Annotated in this window: 17 protein-coding genes; 11 read left to right on the plus strand and 6 right to left on the minus strand. The window is 72.6% G+C overall.

Features of this window, described 5'->3' with window-relative positions:
- Nucleotides 1–894 carry a LysR family transcriptional regulator gene (locus AB0H64_RS33305; protein WP_357632600.1) on the plus strand — a complete coding sequence of 298 codons (894 nt, stop codon included), beginning with the start codon at nt 1–3 and terminating at the stop codon, nt 892–894.
- A gap of 6 nt (nt 895–900) precedes the next feature.
- Here AB0H64_RS33305 and AB0H64_RS33310 read toward each other — a convergent pair whose 3' ends face one another.
- Complete coding sequence (locus AB0H64_RS33310) at nt 901–2,181, minus strand: MFS transporter (protein ID WP_357632564.1); 1,281 nt, start codon at nt 2,179–2,181, stop codon at nt 901–903.
- Nucleotides 2,182–2,342: 161 nt separating this feature from the next.
- Nucleotides 2,343–3,293: a helix-turn-helix domain-containing protein gene (locus AB0H64_RS33315; protein ID WP_357632566.1), complete on the minus strand. Its 951-nt coding sequence runs from the start codon at nt 3,291–3,293 to the stop codon at nt 2,343–2,345.
- A gap of 72 nt (nt 3,294–3,365) precedes the next feature.
- Here AB0H64_RS33315 and AB0H64_RS33320 point away from each other — a divergent pair, with 72 nt between their 5' ends.
- Entirely contained in the window at nt 3,366–4,631 is a 1,266-nt protein-coding gene (locus tag AB0H64_RS33320) for an MFS transporter (RefSeq protein WP_357632567.1), read from the plus strand.
- Nucleotides 4,628–5,302 (plus strand): peptidyl-tRNA hydrolase, encoded by a 675-nt coding sequence (locus tag AB0H64_RS33325; RefSeq protein ID WP_357632569.1) that lies wholly within the window; start codon nt 4,628–4,630, stop codon nt 5,300–5,302. The genes AB0H64_RS33320 and AB0H64_RS33325 overlap by 4 nt, the downstream gene beginning before the upstream one ends.
- A 19-nt stretch (nt 5,303–5,321) precedes the next feature.
- On the opposite strand, the gene AB0H64_RS33330 is transcribed toward AB0H64_RS33325, so the two are convergent.
- On the minus strand, nt 5,322–6,287 hold the full coding sequence (locus tag AB0H64_RS33330; protein ID WP_357632571.1) for a DUF3616 domain-containing protein: 966 nt from the start codon (nt 6,285–6,287) through the stop codon (nt 5,322–5,324).
- 170 nt (nt 6,288–6,457) lie between these two features.
- On the opposite strand from AB0H64_RS33330, the gene AB0H64_RS33335 reads away from it, so the two are divergent.
- From AB0H64_RS33335 to AB0H64_RS33360, 6 genes are all read left to right on the plus strand, one after another.
- Nucleotides 6,458–7,384 carry a hypothetical protein gene (locus AB0H64_RS33335; protein ID WP_357632573.1) on the plus strand — a complete coding sequence of 309 codons (927 nt, stop codon included), beginning with the start codon at nt 6,458–6,460 and terminating at the stop codon, nt 7,382–7,384.
- Nucleotides 7,385–7,420: 36 nt separating this feature from the next.
- Complete coding sequence (ftsH, locus tag AB0H64_RS33340; RefSeq protein ID WP_357632575.1) at nt 7,421–9,349, plus strand: ATP-dependent zinc metalloprotease FtsH; 1,929 nt, start codon at nt 7,421–7,423, stop codon at nt 9,347–9,349.
- 96 nt (nt 9,350–9,445) lie between these two features.
- Complete coding sequence (locus AB0H64_RS33345) at nt 9,446–10,009, plus strand: DUF937 domain-containing protein (protein ID WP_357632577.1); 564 nt, start codon at nt 9,446–9,448, stop codon at nt 10,007–10,009.
- A 16-nt stretch (nt 10,010–10,025) separates the two neighbouring features.
- The gene (locus tag AB0H64_RS33350; protein ID WP_357632579.1) at nt 10,026–10,607 is read left to right on the plus strand and encodes a nucleoside triphosphate pyrophosphatase; all 582 of its coding nucleotides are present in this window, start codon (nt 10,026–10,028) and stop codon (nt 10,605–10,607) included.
- A gap of 10 nt (nt 10,608–10,617) precedes the next feature.
- On the plus strand, nt 10,618–11,364 hold the full coding sequence (locus AB0H64_RS33355) for an EI24 domain-containing protein (RefSeq protein WP_357632581.1): 747 nt from the start codon (nt 10,618–10,620) through the stop codon (nt 11,362–11,364).
- A gap of 193 nt (nt 11,365–11,557) precedes the next feature.
- Nucleotides 11,558–12,625: a DUF4192 domain-containing protein gene (locus tag AB0H64_RS33360; RefSeq protein WP_357632583.1), complete on the plus strand. Its 1,068-nt coding sequence runs from the start codon at nt 11,558–11,560 to the stop codon at nt 12,623–12,625.
- A 52-nt stretch (nt 12,626–12,677) separates the two neighbouring features.
- On the opposite strand, the gene AB0H64_RS33365 is transcribed toward AB0H64_RS33360, so the two are convergent.
- On the minus strand, nt 12,678–13,145 hold the full coding sequence (locus AB0H64_RS33365) for a GNAT family N-acetyltransferase (RefSeq protein ID WP_357632585.1): 468 nt from the start codon (nt 13,143–13,145) through the stop codon (nt 12,678–12,680).
- A 291-nt stretch (nt 13,146–13,436) separates the two neighbouring features.
- Nucleotides 13,437–13,781 carry a hypothetical protein gene (locus AB0H64_RS33370; protein WP_310711626.1) on the minus strand — a complete coding sequence of 115 codons (345 nt, stop codon included), beginning with the start codon at nt 13,779–13,781 and terminating at the stop codon, nt 13,437–13,439.
- A 132-nt stretch (nt 13,782–13,913) separates the two neighbouring features.
- On the opposite strand from AB0H64_RS33370, the gene AB0H64_RS33375 reads away from it, so the two are divergent.
- Nucleotides 13,914–14,507: a DUF1707 and DUF4870 domain-containing protein gene (locus AB0H64_RS33375; RefSeq protein ID WP_357632587.1), complete on the plus strand. Its 594-nt coding sequence runs from the start codon at nt 13,914–13,916 to the stop codon at nt 14,505–14,507.
- A 435-nt stretch (nt 14,508–14,942) separates the two neighbouring features.
- On the opposite strand, the gene AB0H64_RS33380 is transcribed toward AB0H64_RS33375, so the two are convergent.
- On the minus strand, nt 14,943–15,116 hold the full coding sequence (locus AB0H64_RS33380; RefSeq protein WP_357632588.1) for a hypothetical protein: 174 nt from the start codon (nt 15,114–15,116) through the stop codon (nt 14,943–14,945).
- An 874-nt stretch (nt 15,117–15,990) separates the two neighbouring features.
- Between AB0H64_RS33380 and AB0H64_RS33385 the strand changes: the two genes are divergently transcribed.
- Nucleotides 15,991–16,224 carry a hypothetical protein gene (locus tag AB0H64_RS33385; protein WP_357632590.1) on the plus strand — a complete coding sequence of 78 codons (234 nt, stop codon included), beginning with the start codon at nt 15,991–15,993 and terminating at the stop codon, nt 16,222–16,224.
- Nucleotides 16,225–16,528: the final 304 nt, after the last annotated feature.

Below are 16,528 nucleotides of genomic sequence, written 5' to 3' on the forward strand. Positions count from 1 at the left end.
GTGCAGCGGCTCCGGGTCCTGCGCGAGGTGGCCAGGCACGGCAGCTTCAGCAAGGCGGCCGCCGCGCTGATGTTCACGCCCTCGGCGGTGTCGCAGCAGATCGCCGGCCTCGAACGCTCGATCGGCGCGCCGGTCGTCGAGCGCAGCACGCGCGGCGTGGTCCTCACCGAGCCGGGCCGGCTGCTCGTCGAGGCGGCCGAGGTGGTCTTCGCCGAGCTGCGGAGCGCGCAGGAGCGCATCGACCGGATCGCGGCCGGCCGTCCCCGGCTGACGGTCGCCACGTTCAGCAGCGGCGGCCGGCGGCTGCTGCCGGGGGCGCTGACCGCGTTCGTGGCCGCCCACCCCGACGTCGAGGTGAACGTGCTGGAGCGCGAGCCGGAGGACAGCCTGCCGCTCGTGCGCGAAGGGGTGGCCGACCTCGCCCTCGCCTACCACTTCGACGGCCCGCTGCCGCTCGTCCACGGCGACCGGCCAGCCCTGGAGTGGACTCCGCTGATGGACGACCCGCTGTCGGTGGTCCTCCCGGCGGGGCACCGGCTGGCCGGCCGCGAGGCCGTCGACCTGGCCGACCTGGCCGGCGAGCGGTGGGTGCTCGGCTGCACGAAGACGGAGGCGTTCCTGCGCCGGTACGCCGCCGGGGCCGGGTTCGAGCCGGTGTTCGCCGGGAGCACCAGCGACTACTTCTTCGCCCAGGCGCTGGTGGCCGCGGGCGTGAGCGTGTCGCTGATCCCGGAGGTCGCGCTGGACCGCTCCGCCGACGGTGTCGCCGTCGTGCCGATCCGGCAGCCGGGGCCGGTCCGCCACCTGGGGGTGGTCACCCCGCGGCGCGCCGCGGGCCCCGGCCCGGCAGATGACCTCGTGAAGCTGCTGTTCCGGGCCGCGGGGCGGGGCTGACCAGGCTCAGGCGCGCTCGGGGTGGCGCTGCCGTACGGGGGTGAACAGCGCGGTGAGCGCCAGCACCAGGCAGGACGCGCCCGCGAAGACGAACACCGCCGTCGCGCCGTACGTCCCGGCGCCCCAGCCGAGAACGGCCGCGCCCACCGGGCCGAGCGAGAAGTGGATCGTCCAGAACGCCGACGTGACGCGGCCGAGCAGGTGCGGGGGCGTCACCTGCTGCCGCAGCGACATGGAGCAGATGCCCGCGATGCTGACGCAGGCCAGGTAGAGCGCCATGATCGCGGCCACGCCCCACACGGAGCCCGCGAGGCCGAGTCCCAGGACGGCGAGCCCGGACACGACCTGGGCCCCGATCCACGTCGGCCCGAACCCGAGCGAGCGCCGCACCCGCGCCACCAGCATCGAGCCGACCATCGTGCCGGCCGCCCCCACGCCGAGGACGAGGCCCACCACCGAGTCGGCCTGGCCGAGATCGTGCTTGAGCCGGAAGATCACGATGTCCGTCAGCCCGAGGGTCATGAAGATGAAGAACGACAGCAGGACGGTCAGGGTGCGCAGCACCGGCTGCCGGACGAGGAACTCCGCCCCGGCCAGCAGCTCCCGCCACGGCCGCCGCTCGGGCGCGGTCCCGGCCCCCTCGGTCCGGGCGGTCTCGGCTGTCTGGGCGGTCTCGGCCGGCTCCACGGCGTAGCGGGAGGCGCGGGTCAGCAGGACGCCGAGCGCGGACAGGCCGAAGCTGGCGGCGTTGATGGCGATCGCGGCGGTCGCGCCGAGGTGACCGGCCACCACCCCCGCGAGGGTGGGCCCGAGGATGCCCGCCGCGGCGGCCGTGGCGTACAGCATGCCGTTGGCCTCGGTGACGCGCTGTTCGCCGGCCAGGCTGCGGACCGAGGTCACGTACGTGACCTGGAAGACCATGCCCACGCCCGCGGCCGGCGGCAGCAGGGCGTACAGGAGCCAGACGTGCTCGCCGAACATCCAGACGACCGGGATCGTCGCGTAGAGGACGAGCCGGACGACATCGCAGACGATGAGCAGCCGGCGCCGGTCGAACCGGTCGGCCAGCACGCCCGCGAACACCCCGGCCGCCACGGACGCCGCGCCGGACACGCCGGTGAGCACGCCCATCTGCGTGACGGACCCGGTGACGTTCAGGATGAGCAGGGGCACGGCGATGAGCGCGAACGAGTCGCCGGCCACCGACAGCGTCTGCGCGCACCAGAAGATCAGGAAGTCGCGGTCCCGCCACAGGGAGCCGGTCGCCTGCCGTGTCTCAGCCCGCAACGAGCACCCTCCGCCTGTCGCGCGCGGTGACGGCCTGACGGGTCCGGGGTGATCGGTACGTGCCGATCCGGGGGGAGATCACGCGGATGAGGCTATCTCTCCAGGTTGTCGGCACGCTCCTCGTTTTTCGGCCATCGGGACGCGCAGGCTCCGGGCGCCTTTCAGGCGGGCCGGAAGGTGTGGCGGTAGGCCAGGGGCGCGACCCCGACGGCGGCGTGCAGGTGCTGGCGCAGCGACACCGACGTGCCGAACCCGGAGCGCCGGGCCACCTCCTCCACCGGCAGGTCGGTGGTCTCCAGCAGCCTGCGGGCGTGCTCGACCCGCTGCCGGGCCAGCCACCGGGCCGGGCTCATGCCCGTCTCCTCGCGGAAGCGCCGGGTGAAGGTGCGCACGCTCATCCGCGCGTGCTCCGCCAGCGCCTCCAGGGGCAGGTCGGCGTCGAGGCTCCCGAGCATCCAGGCGCGGGTGGCGGCGGTGCCGTTGCCCGTGGTGTCGGGCAGCGGCCGGTCGACGTACTGCGCCTGGCCGCCCTCCCGCCACGGCGGGGTGACGCAGCGGCGGGCCGCGCGGTTGGCCACCTCGCTGCCGTGGTCGCGCCGCACGACGTGCAGGCACAGGTCGATCCCGGCGGCCACCCCGGCCGAGGTCAGCACGTCGCCGTCGTCCACGTACAGGACGGACGGGTCCAGCCGCACGCGGGGGAACAGCGCCGCGAACCGGGCCGCCTCCCGCCAGTGGGTGGTCGCCGGCCGGCCGTCCAGCAGCCCGGCCGCGGCCAGCACGAACGCGCCCGTGCAGATGGACATGACGCGGGGCCGGCCGCGCAGCGCGTCGCGCAGCTCGGCCGGGACGGTCCCGTCCTTCATGGCCCGGCCGGCGTGGATGCCCGGCACCACGACCGTGTCGGCGGTGTCGAGCACGTCGAGGTCGTGGTCGGGCACGACGCTGTAGCCGGCGCTGCACCGTACGGGCCGGCGGCCGGGCGAGCAGGTCACCACCTCGTACAGCTTCTCGCCGGCCGCCGTCTCCGCGGCCCAGAACACCTGCCCCGGGACCCCGAGGTCGAGCGGCGCGAAGTGGTTGAGGACAAGGACCGCCACTCGGTGTGCCATGGCCCGATTCTTTCACATGATGGCTTTCCGGCCACTCGCGGCCATGGCCATCGCCCCTCCAGGATGGGGCCCATGACCTTGAGCACCACCCCTGCCGGCACGCGCGGGCTCCACCGCGCGTGGTTCGTCGCGGCCGTCGCGTTCGTGGCGATCCTCGGCGCCGCCGGTTTCCGCGCCACCCCCGGCGTGCTGATCACCCCCCTCCAGCAGGAGTTCGGCTGGACCAAGGGCACGATCTCGCTGGCCGTGTCGATCAACCTGGTGCTCTACGGCCTGACCGCGCCGTTCGCCGCGGCCCTCATGGACCGCTTCGGCATGCGCCGTGTCGTGGCCGCGGCCATGCTGCTCGTCGCCGCCGGCAGCGGCCTGACCGTCCTGATGACGGCGAGCTGGCAGCTCCTGCTCCTGTGGGGCGTGCTCGTCGGCCTCGGCACCGGGTCGATGGCGCTGGTCTTCGTCGCGACCGTCACCGACCGCTGGTTCGTCCGGCACCGCGGCCTGGTCACCGGCGTGCTCACGGCCGCGGGCGCCACCGGGCAGCTCGTGTTCCTGCCCGTGCTGGCCCACCTGGCGGAGGGGCCAGGCTGGCGGGTGGCCTCGTTGACCGTGGCCGGCTCCGCCCTGGCCGTGGTGCCGTTCGTGTGGTGGCTGCTGCGCGACCGGCCCGAGGACGTGGGCACCACCGCGCTGGGCGCCGAGCCCGGCGCTCCGCTCGTCCGGCCGGCCGCCGGCAACGCGGCGCTCCGGGCGCTGTCGGTGCTGCGGTCGGCGGCGCGGACCCGGCCGTTCTGGCTGCTCGCGGGCGGCTTCGCGATCTGCGGCGCCAGCACGAACGGCCTGGTCGGCACCCACTTCATTCCCGCCGCGCACGACCACGGCATGGCCGAGCCGACCGCGGCCGGCCTGCTCGCCGTCATCGGGATCTTCGACGTGGCCGGCACGATCGCCTCCGGGTGGCTCAGCGACCGGATGGACCCCCGGGTGCTGCTAGGTGTCTACTACGGGCTGCGCGGGCTGTCGCTGATGGTGCTGCCGAGCCTGTTCGCGGCGACCACCGAGCCGAGCATGCTGATCTTCATCGTGTTCTACGGCCTCGACTGGGTGGCGACCGTGCCGCCGACCGTGGCGCTGTGCCGGCAGGTCTACGGGGCCGACGGCGCGGTCGTGTTCGGCTGGGTGTTCGGCGCGCACCAGGTGGGCGCGGCCATCGCGGCCGTCGCCGCCGGCCTGACCCGTGACCATCTCGGCGCCTACGACCTCGCGTGGTACGGCTCCGGGCTGCTGTGCCTGGCCGCCACCGGCATGTCCCTGGCCATCCGGCATGCTAGGGGACGATGAACGACTCCGATCTGAACGACTCCGATCTGATGGTCCTGCCCCTGGTCGTCAGGATCGAGCGGGCCGCGCCCCCCGAGCGCACCGACGCGCTGGAGGCGGCCGCGATGGCCGTGCTGAGCCTGCTCGACGACCCGGGGGAGTGGACGGACGAGCTGCACGCCTGGCAGTCCACCGGCAGGATCCGCAAGGTGGTGCGCCGGGCCAGGGGCGCCGAGTGGCGCAGGGCCGAGGCGCTGCCCGGCCGTACCGTCGAGCACCGCACGGCCGAGGTGCGCGTCCACCCGCCCGTGCCGCTCGACGCGTGGCCGCGCGACCTCGCGCGGCTCCAGGTGTCCGGCACCGAGCTGACCGACACCCGTGACCTGGAGCCGGCCGAGCCGCCGGTCCTGTGGGCCAACCCCGCGCTGTCCATGTCGGCGGGCAAGGCCATGGCCCAGGCCGGGCACGCCGCCCAGCTCGCCTGGTGGGCCAGCGGCCCCGCCGAGCGCGACGCCTGGCGGGCGCGGGGTCTCACGGTGAGCGCGCGCACCGCGGCCCCGGACGACTTCGCCTCGCTGGTCGCCGCCGGGCTGCCCGTGGTGCGCGACGCCGGGTTCACCGAGATCGCGCCCGGGTCGTGCACGTTCGTGGCGGAGGCGCCGTGGCTCCACGGGCGCGTGTCCCGGTCGTAGGTCGCGGGGCCGGCGGTGCTCATAGGTCGAACACGTCGGCCAGCACGCCGCCCGCCGGCGTGATCCGCGCGGGGGACGGGCTGTCGTAGACCACCATGAGCCGTCCGTCCCGCAGGACCGCGAGGCCCTCCGGATGGTCGGAGCCCACCCCGTACGGCAGGTCGGCGACCGTCTCCAGCTCGTCCGCCGGCACCACGTCGCCCGCGTGCCGCACCCGCCAGCGCACCACTCGCACCGGTCCGTCGAGGCTCATGCTCGGCCCGGTGAGCAGCAGCAGGTCGCCGTCGTACGGTGCCAGGTCGCGCACCCCGAGGCCGCCGAGGTCGAGGAAGTGCTTGCGGACCGGCCCGTCCAGCCGTAACCGGCCGCCGCCCGCCTCCATCGGCCGGATCTCCAGCACCACGGCCCAGCCGCGCAGCACCGGCCCGCGCAGGCCCAGGTACACCCGCTCTCCCACGACCGCGACGCCCTCGATGTCCAGCCCGTTGTCCTTGCCGGGCAGCGCCAGGAACGGCGCCAGGTGCGGGTCGTCCGCCAGTCGCGCCGCGACGTTGTCGGCGCCCGACAGGACCGAGCCGGGCAGCGGGACGTTGGCGACCGGGTCCAGCGGCAGCCTGGCCAGGACGAACCGGTTCTCCTCCCTGACCACCGTGGCCAGCCGGCGGGCCGCCTTGGCCGGGTCCTTGGACTTGACCCGCCGCCGCTTCAGGCTGTGCGAGCCGACCGCCCACAGATGGCCGTCGGCGCGGGCCAGGCCCTCGATGTCGGCCTCGTCGTGCCGCCCCGCGGGCAGGGGCACGTAGTCGGCCAGGAAGAACGTGCGCTGTCCCGCGTACCGCTCGCCCGTCCACACCAGGTGCTCCACGGTCGCGGTCTCGTCGCCGGCCACCCAGAGGCCGGTCTCGTCCTGCAGGAGCGCCGAGAGGTTCGTGTGCGTACGGGCCTCGCGCGAGGCCGGGTCGAATCGGAGCTCCACCTGTTCCACGGCGCCATGATTTCACTTCGGTCGCTTCTCCAGCGGAATGGCGGGATATGTCGTACGCTCCCGTCGTGCTCCAAGGGGATGACGGGACCAGGCGTTCCGATGTGACTGCTGTTGCGCGCTCGGGACCCCCTGACTCTCCGCCCAGGCGCTCCCGCATCGGCGATCTGCGGATGCGGGACGTGTACCGGGGGCTGGCCGTGCTCGCCGCGGCGGCGGCCGTCGCCGCGGGGGTGTTCTTCGTGCTCCCGCAGGGGCCGGAGGAGGCCGCCGCCGGGCCGGTCGCCGCGCCACCGGCCCAGCCGTCCTCGTCCGGCGCCACCCCGCCCCAGGCCACGCCGACCCCGTCATGGACCTGTTCGGCGCAGAAGTGCTCGGCCTCGGTCCCCCCGATCGTGGTCACCCTCGTGGCCACGCCCGAGGCCACCGCCTCCGCCCCGGACGAGCCGGACCCCGGTCCGAGCGGGGTCGCGTCGACCCGTCCCGCGGCGACCACCATGACCCCGTCGCCGCTCGCGGCCACCGGCCGGCCGATCCCCACGCCCGGCACGTCCCTGGCCCCCGGCTACACCGCCATGGAGGCCCTGTACGCCGACGCCCGCATCCCCCGGCTGCCCGCCAAGGCCCACCGCGTCGCCCTCAAGGCCGGCGCCGGCCGTCCGGTCGAGGACCGGCGCTCCGGCCTGGCCGTGCCGAGGCTCGGCAAGCCGTGGAAGACGTACGGCGCGGCGCCGTTCACCACCCGGCAGGTGCTGCCCGTGGCGCGCGGCCCGCGAGCGCGCGGCATGTTCGTGACCTGCCCGCTGCCCATCGAGACGCAGAAGGCGCCGCGCGACAGCGCCCTGCTGGCCGCCCGCTGGACGCTCAACCACCACCCCGAGGGAGCCACGATCAGCTGGCTCGCCTCCCAGCCGGTCAGGAACGGCTGGATGCTGATGTACCGGGTGAAGTACGGCAAGCACAGCTCCCGTGCGGCCGTGGTCGTGCTCGACGGGGGAATGCGGAAGCCCGGTCTGGCGTTCGTGACAGTGCCCGACACGCAGCGGAAGCGATGGGGGGATGTGACCCGCGTCATTTCCGGCGTTCGTGTCCTAGGGTAAAAGGATCATGTATGCGGCGATTTGGGGAGTGACGCCGTGGAACGCTCTGGAACGCCGCAGGCCCCCGAGAAGGGCAAGACCAAGCCGCCATGGCGGGCCGAGGGCCTGCCGGGCACGCCCGGGGGCCGGCCCAAGATCAACTGGTGGCGGTTCGCCGTCACCCTTTTCGTGGTGTACGCAGTCTTCTTCCTGGTGTCGTCCTTCTTCGACAACAGCCAGGTCGAGACGGTCTCCTACACGCAGTTCACCCAGCAGGTGACCGCGAAGAACGTCAAGGAGATCTACGCCACCGGCCTGTCCGTCGAGGGTGATCTGAAGACCGCCGCCAAGGACCCCGACAGCGACAACCAGACCTACACCCAGTTCCGCACCGAGATCCCCGCCTTCGCCGACACCGACCAGCTCTCGCAGCAGCTCCAGTCGTCCGGCGTGGTGATCAAGGCCGAGCCCATCAACGGCGGCCGCGGCTTCTTCCTCAACCTCCTGCTGTCGCTCCTGCCCGTGCTGCTCCTGGCCGGTCTGTGGATCTTCATCATGCGCCGGGGGGCCAGCATGATGGGCGGCGGCGGACTCGGCGGGCTGGGCAAGTCGAAGGCCGCCAAGCCGGTCGAGGCCGGTCAGGTGCGGGTCACGTTCGACGACGTCGCCGGCATCGACGAGGTCGAGAACGAGCTCGTCGAGATCGTCGACTACCTCAAGGACCCCGGCAAGTACCGCCGGCTCGGCGCCAAGCTGCCCAAGGGCGTGCTGCTCGCCGGCCCTCCCGGCACGGGCAAGACCCTGCTGGCGCGGGCCGTGGCCGGCGAGGCCAAGGTGCCGTTCTTCTCCGCCAGCGCCTCCGAGTTCATCGAGATGATCGTCGGTGTGGGCGCCTCGCGGGTGCGCGACCTGTTCGAGGAGGCGCGCAAGGTCGCGCCGTCGATCGTGTTCATCGACGAGATCGACGCCATCGGACGGGCCCGCGGCGGCGCGGGCGGCATCGGCGGCCACGACGAGCGCGAGCAGACGCTCAACCAGATCCTCACCGAGATGGACGGCTTCTCCGGCGCGGAGGGCGTCATCGTCATCGGCGCCACCAACCGGCCCGAGGTCCTCGACGCCGCCCTGCTGCGGCCCGGCCGCTTCGACCGCACCGTCCAGGTGGGGCTGCCCGACGCCGCCGGCCGTACCGCCATCCTGGAGGTCCACACGCGCAGCGTCCCGCTCGACGGCACCGTGGTCCTGGACCAGATCGCCCGCACCACGCCGGGCATGACCGGCGCCGACCTGGCCAACCTCGTCAACGAGGCGGCGCTGCTCGCCGCCAAGCGCGGCAAGGACAAGGTCACCAGCGGCGACTTCGCCGACGCGCTGGAGAAGCTCCAGCTCGGCGCGGCGCGCAGCATCGTGATGCCCGAGGAGGAGCGCACCCGCACCGCCTACCACGAGGCGGGCCACGCCCTGCTGGGCATGCTCCAGCCCGGCGCCGACCCGGTGCGCAAGATCTCGATCATCCCGCGCGGGCGGGCGCTCGGCGTCACGCTGTCCACCCCCGACACCGACCGCTACGCCTACGACGAGCAGTACCTGCGCGGCCGCATCGTCGGCGCGCTCGGCGGGATGGCCGCCGAGGAGGTGATCTTCGGCGTGGTCACCACCGGCGCCGAGAACGACCTGGAGCAGGTCACCATGATCGCGCGCGGCATGGTGGGCCGCTGGGGCATGTCGGAGAAGGTCGGCCCGCTGACCATCCTGCCGTCCGACGGCCAGCAGCCCCAGGCCTCGCCCACCACGCTCGCGATGGTGGACGAGGAGGCGCGGCGCATCGTGGACGAGTGCTACGTACGAGCCCTCGACCTGCTGCGGGAGAACCGCGACAAGCTGGAGGCCATCGTCGCGGCGCTGCTGCAGCACGAGACGCTCGACGAGGCCGACGCCTACGCGGCGGCGGGCGTGGGCCGCGAGCGCCAGCCGATCGAGAGCTAGCCCGTTCAGGGCTGGTTTTTCCGAGTCTTAGCAGAAAAGGGACAGTAGCCGGGTCCGGTCAGGGGAACGCCTCCGCAGAAGGAACGGGGGACTCTCATGACCCTGACCGATGAGATCCTCGACCGGCTCGGCGACCCAGGTCTGGAGCAGTTCGCCGGGATGCTCGGCACCTGTACGGCCACCACGCGCACCGTGCTCCAGGCGGTGACCGGCACGATCGTCGGCGGCATGGCCCGCAACGCCTACGACCCAGACGGGGCCGAGGCGCTGCGCGCCGCGCTGGAGGACCACGTCGACGCCGATCCCTTCAACGGCGACATCGCCTCACTCACGCGCGACGGCCAGAGCATCCTCGGCCACGTGCTCGGCGCGCAGGGCACCGAACAGGCCGCCGTCGAGCTGTCCCGTCTCGCGGGCGCCGACCCGGCCGTCCTCATGAAGATCCTTCCGCTCCTCGCGCCCATGGTCATGTCCGTGCTCGCCGGTCATGCCGCCGAGCACGACATGGACGCCCGGGACGTCGCCGTCGTCCTGCGCCGCGAGCAGGCCGCGCTGCCCGCTCACCTGGCCGCCTTCGTCGCGGCGCTGCTCGACAGTCTCTACGGCCCTCCGGCGCCGCCCCGGGCCCGCACCAGGCCCCGGCCGCAGGTCGACTGGTGACCGGTAAGCTGGAACAGTGATCGTTCTGGCCTCAGCCTCTCCCGCCCGCCTGGCTCTTCTGCGCAGCGCCGGGCTAGACCCCAAGGTGATCGTCAGCGGCGTCGACGAGGAGGCGTACTCCGCCTACTCGCCCGCCGCGCTCGCCCTGGAGCTGGCCAAGGCCAAGGCCGCGGCCGTGGCGGGCGGGCTGGACGAAGGGCTGGTCATCGGCTGCGACTCGATCCTGGAGCTCGACGGCAGGCCGTACGGCAAGCCCGGCTCCGAGGAGGAGGCCGCCGAGCGGTGGCGCATCCTGCGCGGCCGGACGGGACGCCTGGTCACCGGCCACTGCGTGATCGACGTGACCGCCGGCCGGGAGGTCGCCGAGGTGGGCACCACCGTCATCCGCTTCGGCCAGCCCACCGACGAGGAGATCGCCGCCTACGTCGCCACCCAGGAGCCGCTCGGCCTGGCCGGGGCGTTCAGCATCGAGGGCCGGGGCGGCTGGTTCGTCGACAGCATCGAGGGCGACCACGGCAACGTGCTGGGCATCTCCCTGCCGCTGGTCCGGCGGCTGTTCGAGGACCTCGGCTACGCGGTGACCTCGTTCTGGCGCTAGCCTGCCGGGCATGCGATCAGTGCGCGACTTCCTGGCGGGCGTGGGCTTCTTCTTCCAGGGTGTGGGATGGGTCGCCCGGCACGGCCGGTGGTGGCTGTTCGGGCTGATCCCCGCGTTCATCGCCTTCGCCGTCTACGTGGCCGGGCTCGTCTACCTCGGCACCAACGCCGCCGGCCTTGCCGACTTGCTGACGCCGTTCGCCGACACCTGGGCGTGGCGCGACGCGTTCCGGGTGATGGTGCAGGTGGTGCTCTTCCTGGGCGGCCTCGCGCTGGCTGTGATCACCTTCACGGCGGTGACCCTCGCGATCGGCGAGCCGTTCTACGAGAAGCTCTCGGCGGCCGTGGACGAGGTGCCCGGGGAGGTGGAGCAGCCATGGTGGCGCACGCTGCCGCGCTCCATCAGGGACAGCCTGGTGACGCTGGGCTGGGTGCTGGTGTTCAGCGTGCCGCTGTTCTTCCTGGGCTTCATCCCGGTGGTCGGGCAGACGGTGGTGCCGGTGCTGGGTGCGGCGGTCTCGGGCTTCTTCCTGTCGGCGGAGCTGACCACGCTGTCGCTGGAGCGCCGCGGGTACGCACGCAAGCAGCGCTTCGCCCTGTTGCGGGGGCGTAAGGGGCTGTCAATGGGGTTCGGGGTGGCGGTGTTCGTGCTGTTCCTGGTGCCGTTCGTGGCGGTGGTGGCCATGCCCGCGGCGGTGGCCGGCGCCGCCCTGCTGGTACGGACGGAGCTCGCGGGGGGCGACGTGACGCGGGCCTGACCAGGGCGTCACGCCCTGAGCCACTGTCCTCGGCGCGCCTCCGCCGGGGCCACTACGTCCCCATCCCACAGAACCCCGCTTGGTCCTCCCGTCCGGCGGGTGTCGTCCACAGCCTCGGCCCGCCTCCCATGTCCCATCCCCAGAACCCCGTTCGGCCGATCGGCCGCCGCTCCCACCCGGCACCCTCGTCCCCATGACGACCGCCACCTCCGAGCCGTGCCTCACCCTGGCCAGCCCCGCCGACATCCTCGCCGCCGTCCCCTACCTCGTGGGCTTCCATCCCGACGACAGCCTCATCGTGGTCGGTCTCGCCCAGGGCCAGGCGAAGGTGGTGGTCCGCTGGAACCTCCCCTTCCCGCCGGGCACGCTGGCCCCGCTGTCGCGCCTGTGGCAGCGGGAGCACGTCGAACGGATCATCGTCGTCGGTTACGGGCCTGGCGAGCGGGTCACCCCGGCTGTCGACGAGGCCAGATCACTGGCGGCCCAGGCCAGGGTGGCGGTCGACGAGGCGTTGCGGGCCCATGAGGGGCGTTACTGGTCGTACGTGTGCGATCTGCCGCAGTGCTGCCCTCCCCAGGGCATGCCGTACGATCCGCGCGCCAGCCGCGTCGCGGCCGAGGCGACGGTGCACGGTCTGGTCGCCCTCCCGGACCGCCGATCCCTCGAACGCACCATCGCCCCGCTCACAGGCCCCGTCCGCCTGGCGATGCGGCGCGCGACGGCCGACGCGGTGGCCGAGGTCCGGGCCGGGCTCACGGCGTCCGGCGACGCGGACGCCTTCGCCGGAGCGTTCGTCTCCGCCGGCCTGGCGAGGGTCCGCGCGGCCCTGGCGACGCACGCAGCCGGGGACCGCGTCGACGACGCCGTGGCGGCCCGGCTCGGCCTCGACCTCGCCGTCGTCCGCGTGCGCGACGAAGCCTGGACCCTCATGGACGGCACACACCTCGGCCTCTGGAAGGACCTGACCCGCCGCCTGGAGCCCCGCTTCGTGCCGCCCGCCGCGTCGCTGCTCGCCATGGCCTGCTGGCGCTCAGGTGACAGCACCCTGGCCACGATCGCCCTGGAGCAGGCCCTCACCATCGACCCCGGCTACACCATGGCCAACCTGCTCATGCACGCCCTGCAGAGCCTGCTCTCCCCGGAAAGGCTCCGGGACCGCCTCCCCACCCCGGCCGAGCTCGACACCGCCATGGGCCCCGCCCACTCCGGCTGGCTCCTCCCCCTCATGGCCGCCCTGGAGGAAGACCCCCAAGCCGCCTGAAGACCCACCGACCACCACTCGCCGACTCACCGAGCGTCCCCCGACCGGCCACTCACCGATCGTCCGTCCACCCTGCCTCAAGCAGCGGCGCGAGTTCCTTTTCGTAGCAACGGGTCCAGGACGCGTCCACGTACCTCCCGTACCGCTCCGTCAGCCCGTAACCGCTGCTCTCGTACAGCGAGATGGCCTCGGGCTGGAGCACACCCGTCGCCAGACGCAGCCGCCGGTAACCCACTCCACGAGCCATGTCCTCCAACGCCGCCAGCAACGCCCGCGCGACCCCACGCCCGCGATGGTCCGGCACCACGTACATCCGCTTGACCTCGCCAGTGTCCTCAAGGAGAGGCTGCACACACCCGCACCCGACCGCACGACCCTCGACCGTGGCGACGAGGAACCTGGCGTTCGAGGCGACCTGAGACCGCCCCTCGGACCCGTAACGCTCCACCAGTTCCTGGAAAGCCGCGTCCAGCAACGCCGCAAGCTCACCGTCCGGAGGGAACCGCTCTTGGATCAACATGCCGATATGGTACGAAGCCGCTCCCCAGCCCCGGACTCCCATCCGCCCAGCCGGTGCTCGACTGGCTCAGCCATGTGCGGTACGCGCTCGCGGTGCGCTCCACGCCGCAGGTGATGAGCGACGCGTGGATCGGCTGGTTCGTCGCGCACGCACGGGCCTGCGCCAGGGCGCTGGAGGTGCTCCTGCTTCCGCCCGGCGAGCGAAGGCCGCGCACGCCGACCGCTTTTCAGCATGAAAAGCACTCAATACGGCATGTGGGAAAAAGGCGCACAAACGGTATGTGCGAAAAAGTCAGACGCCGTCCTGCTCGCGACGGCGACGCTCGTTGTACGCCCTCATGCGCGCCGGATAGCCGGTGAGCTGGACGTCGTACACCGGGAGGGCGAGATCGCGGGCCACCTTGTGGATCACCCCCGGAGAGCCGACCCGGCGCCGGGTCCACTCGCCGTCGTCGGCCACCGCGACGGCCGTCGTGTCGGTGGCGAACGTCTCGGGCTCCACGTAGAACTCGACGCCCCGCCGCGACCGGGCGAAGGCGATGAGCGCCTCGATGTCGGCGTCCGTCGCCTCGCGGTCGAACTTCGCGATCCGGGAACCGCGCAGCCGCCGGATGCCATAGCGGTCTCGCCATCTCATGGATCCTTTTTATACCGTCGAAGCGACCGGTGCGTCGGGGCTGATCTAGGGGATGCATCCGGGATTTTCCTGATGGCCAGGAAATCCCGCATGAAGCAGTATGGGCAGTGACAGCTCGACCGAAGGAGAGGCATGGTTGCCATGGCAGGGGTCCCCACACCCCCGGGCCCGGGACAGGTGCCGCCGGCACACCTGCGCGTCACCCACCAGGACCGTGAGCACGTCGTCGAGCACGTCAAGACGGCCTACGCGGAGGGGCGCTTCGACAAGTTCGAGTTCGACGACCGCCTGGAGCGGGCGATGACCGCGCGCACGCACGGCGACCTGATGCCCATCATGACCGAGTTGTACGGCACGCAGGCCGCGCCGGTGGTGCGGCCGATGCCCGCGCCGGTGCGCCCGCAGGCTCCGACGGACGGCGCCGAACGTCTCGGCGCCTCAGCCGCCCACCTGCTCGCGGTCTTCGGCTTCCCCGTGGTCGGGCCGCTCCTGCTCATGCTCACCGCCGGGAAGACGTCTCCGTACATCCGCAGCCACGCGGTGGAGGCGCTGAACTTCCAGCTCACCCTGCTCGGGGCGACGATCCTGCTGCCGCTGACGTTCGTCGGCATCGTCCTCGTCCCGGTGATCTGGGTGGCGGCGTTCGTCCTCTCGGTCGTGGGCGGCATCTCGGCCCTGTCGCACGGCGCGTTCCGGTATCCGCTCACGCTGCGGATGGTGAAGTAGCCCTCGCCAGGGGTGGCGCGCCGACGTCCCGCCGCGGCACCGTGTGCCCGCACCGAACGAGAGATCCGCTCCGACGCGCATTGGTTCCGCCGCCTCCGCATCCCGAGCCGGATCAGGCGGCGCGGCCGAGTCACGGCGACCCGCCGCCCGACCCGCCGTCCGCCCTGCCGGACCCGTCGTCCGCCCTGCCCGACCCGCTGTCCGCCCTGCCGAGCGCTTGCCGAACACCACCGGCAGCCCGGCCAGGCCGGTGGCCACGGCCAGAGCGTTGCCGCGGATCGCCACCGGCGCGGCCGCCCGGTCCGTCCCGATGCGCGGCTGCGGCTGCGGGTCGGGACGCCTTGTGACCTATGGGCTGCGAGCCCGGCACGGGTCGCGAACCCGGCACGGGCCACGAACGCGGCGGCGCGATCACGCCAGGGCGCCAGGGGATCATCAGTGGCAGGTCTCTTGATAGGTCAGTTCTGGGATGCGTTCTTTCCACTCGGCAGGGGACAGGCCGCCGTCCCGGCGGCAGATCGCGGCGACGGCGGTGTCCGGATCGACGGTGATCTCACGCAAGGCCCCGTCGGCGGTCGAGATGAGGAGAGCGGTCCGGTTGAATCCCACGGCCAGTGCGTACGGGGTGGACAAGCTGATCGGCGAGGCGATCCGCTGATATCCCCGCCAGTCCCACAGCTGATGCCGAGCTCGCCTTCGCTGGCGATGATGGCGAGTAGTTCACCCCGCGGGTCTGCCTTGAGAACGTCGATCGGTGACGTGTCCGCGACCTGCGGCGGGGCCAGGCGCCTGCGCAGTTCCCTGCCCCAGAACGTCAAACGCCCGTCCAGGTCCCCGATCGCGGCGATGTTCCCGTTGAAGAGGATCTCTCCCTCGGCGCGGGCGTCGGCCGGGTGCTGGAGTATCTCTCCGGTAGCCGTCCCGAATAACCCGCGCGCTCGGCCATGGCCCGATAGGTGAGTCCGCTCGCTTCCTGGCGCAGTTTGCGTAACTCGGAGGCGAAGCGTTGAACCGGTCCCGCTGCCGGGTCCACCGGACTTTCGCGACGGCCCACCACCGCTACGGGGCTCCCTTCACTGGACGACGAAGACGATTCAGATGTGCTCGCTGATCACATCACCTGATTGCCCCGGCTCGCCAATCGCGTGCGGAGCGAACCTGAATCCTTGTGCACGCAAGCGGGCCGGCCGATCGGTGTCAGGAGCCGCTGGGGGAGGCACGGAGAGGAGCCTGGCGCCCAGAAAAGCATTGTTTTCCTGCCTGATGAGGGGTGCCGAACAATTGTGCCGTCACGATCCTGGTGCCACAGGCCTCGGCGGGCAAGCGGCCACGGGGCTGCCCGCCGCCGGGAGTCGCCGGGAGCCGGTACACGGACGTGTGACCTTCTCGGCTTGCTTGCGGAACGGGACCGGCGAGCGCTGATGATCGCGATCGCTCTCGTGATCCCGCCCCTTGTTGATCGACCATCCGAGAAAGGACATCCATGCGCGCGAGCTCCAAGACCGCCGCTGTGGTCGTGACCGCACTGACCGTGCTGTCCCTGCCGGCCGCCGCGTCCGCTCAAGCCGCCGTGGCCTCCGCCGCGCCCGGCCGGGCGTACGTCAACGGCGCGGCCGGCATGTGCCTCGCCATTGGGCACGGCGAGAAGCGCGCGGGCAAGAAGGCGATCCAGTGGCCGTGCGAGGCCACCTCCGAGCAGGCCTGGCTTCGGCGCTGACCGTTCCCCCGCGAGGCCCGTCCACAGGGGCGGCGGGCCGAAGTCGCCTGCAACGGGGGCGAGGTGACGGCGTCGGGGACTCGTGACAGCTGTGTCGACCGAACCTGCGCGGGCCCCGGGCTGCCGATCCCTGGGTGGCGAAGACCCGTTGCCTCGCCTGATCCAACACCGGAAAACCGAATACGAAAGGTGCACGCATGCATCCTGCTCATGCTCGCCCGCCCGGGCGTGCCGTCACAGCGGTGGCGACCGTCCTCGTCCTGCTGGCCTCGTTGATCGTGGCGACCTCGGCGGTCCAGCCGGC

The sequence above is a fragment of the Nonomuraea sp. NPDC050733 genome, assembly GCF_040654215.1.
Classification (GTDB): Bacteria; Actinomycetota; Actinomycetes; order Streptosporangiales; family Streptosporangiaceae; genus Nonomuraea.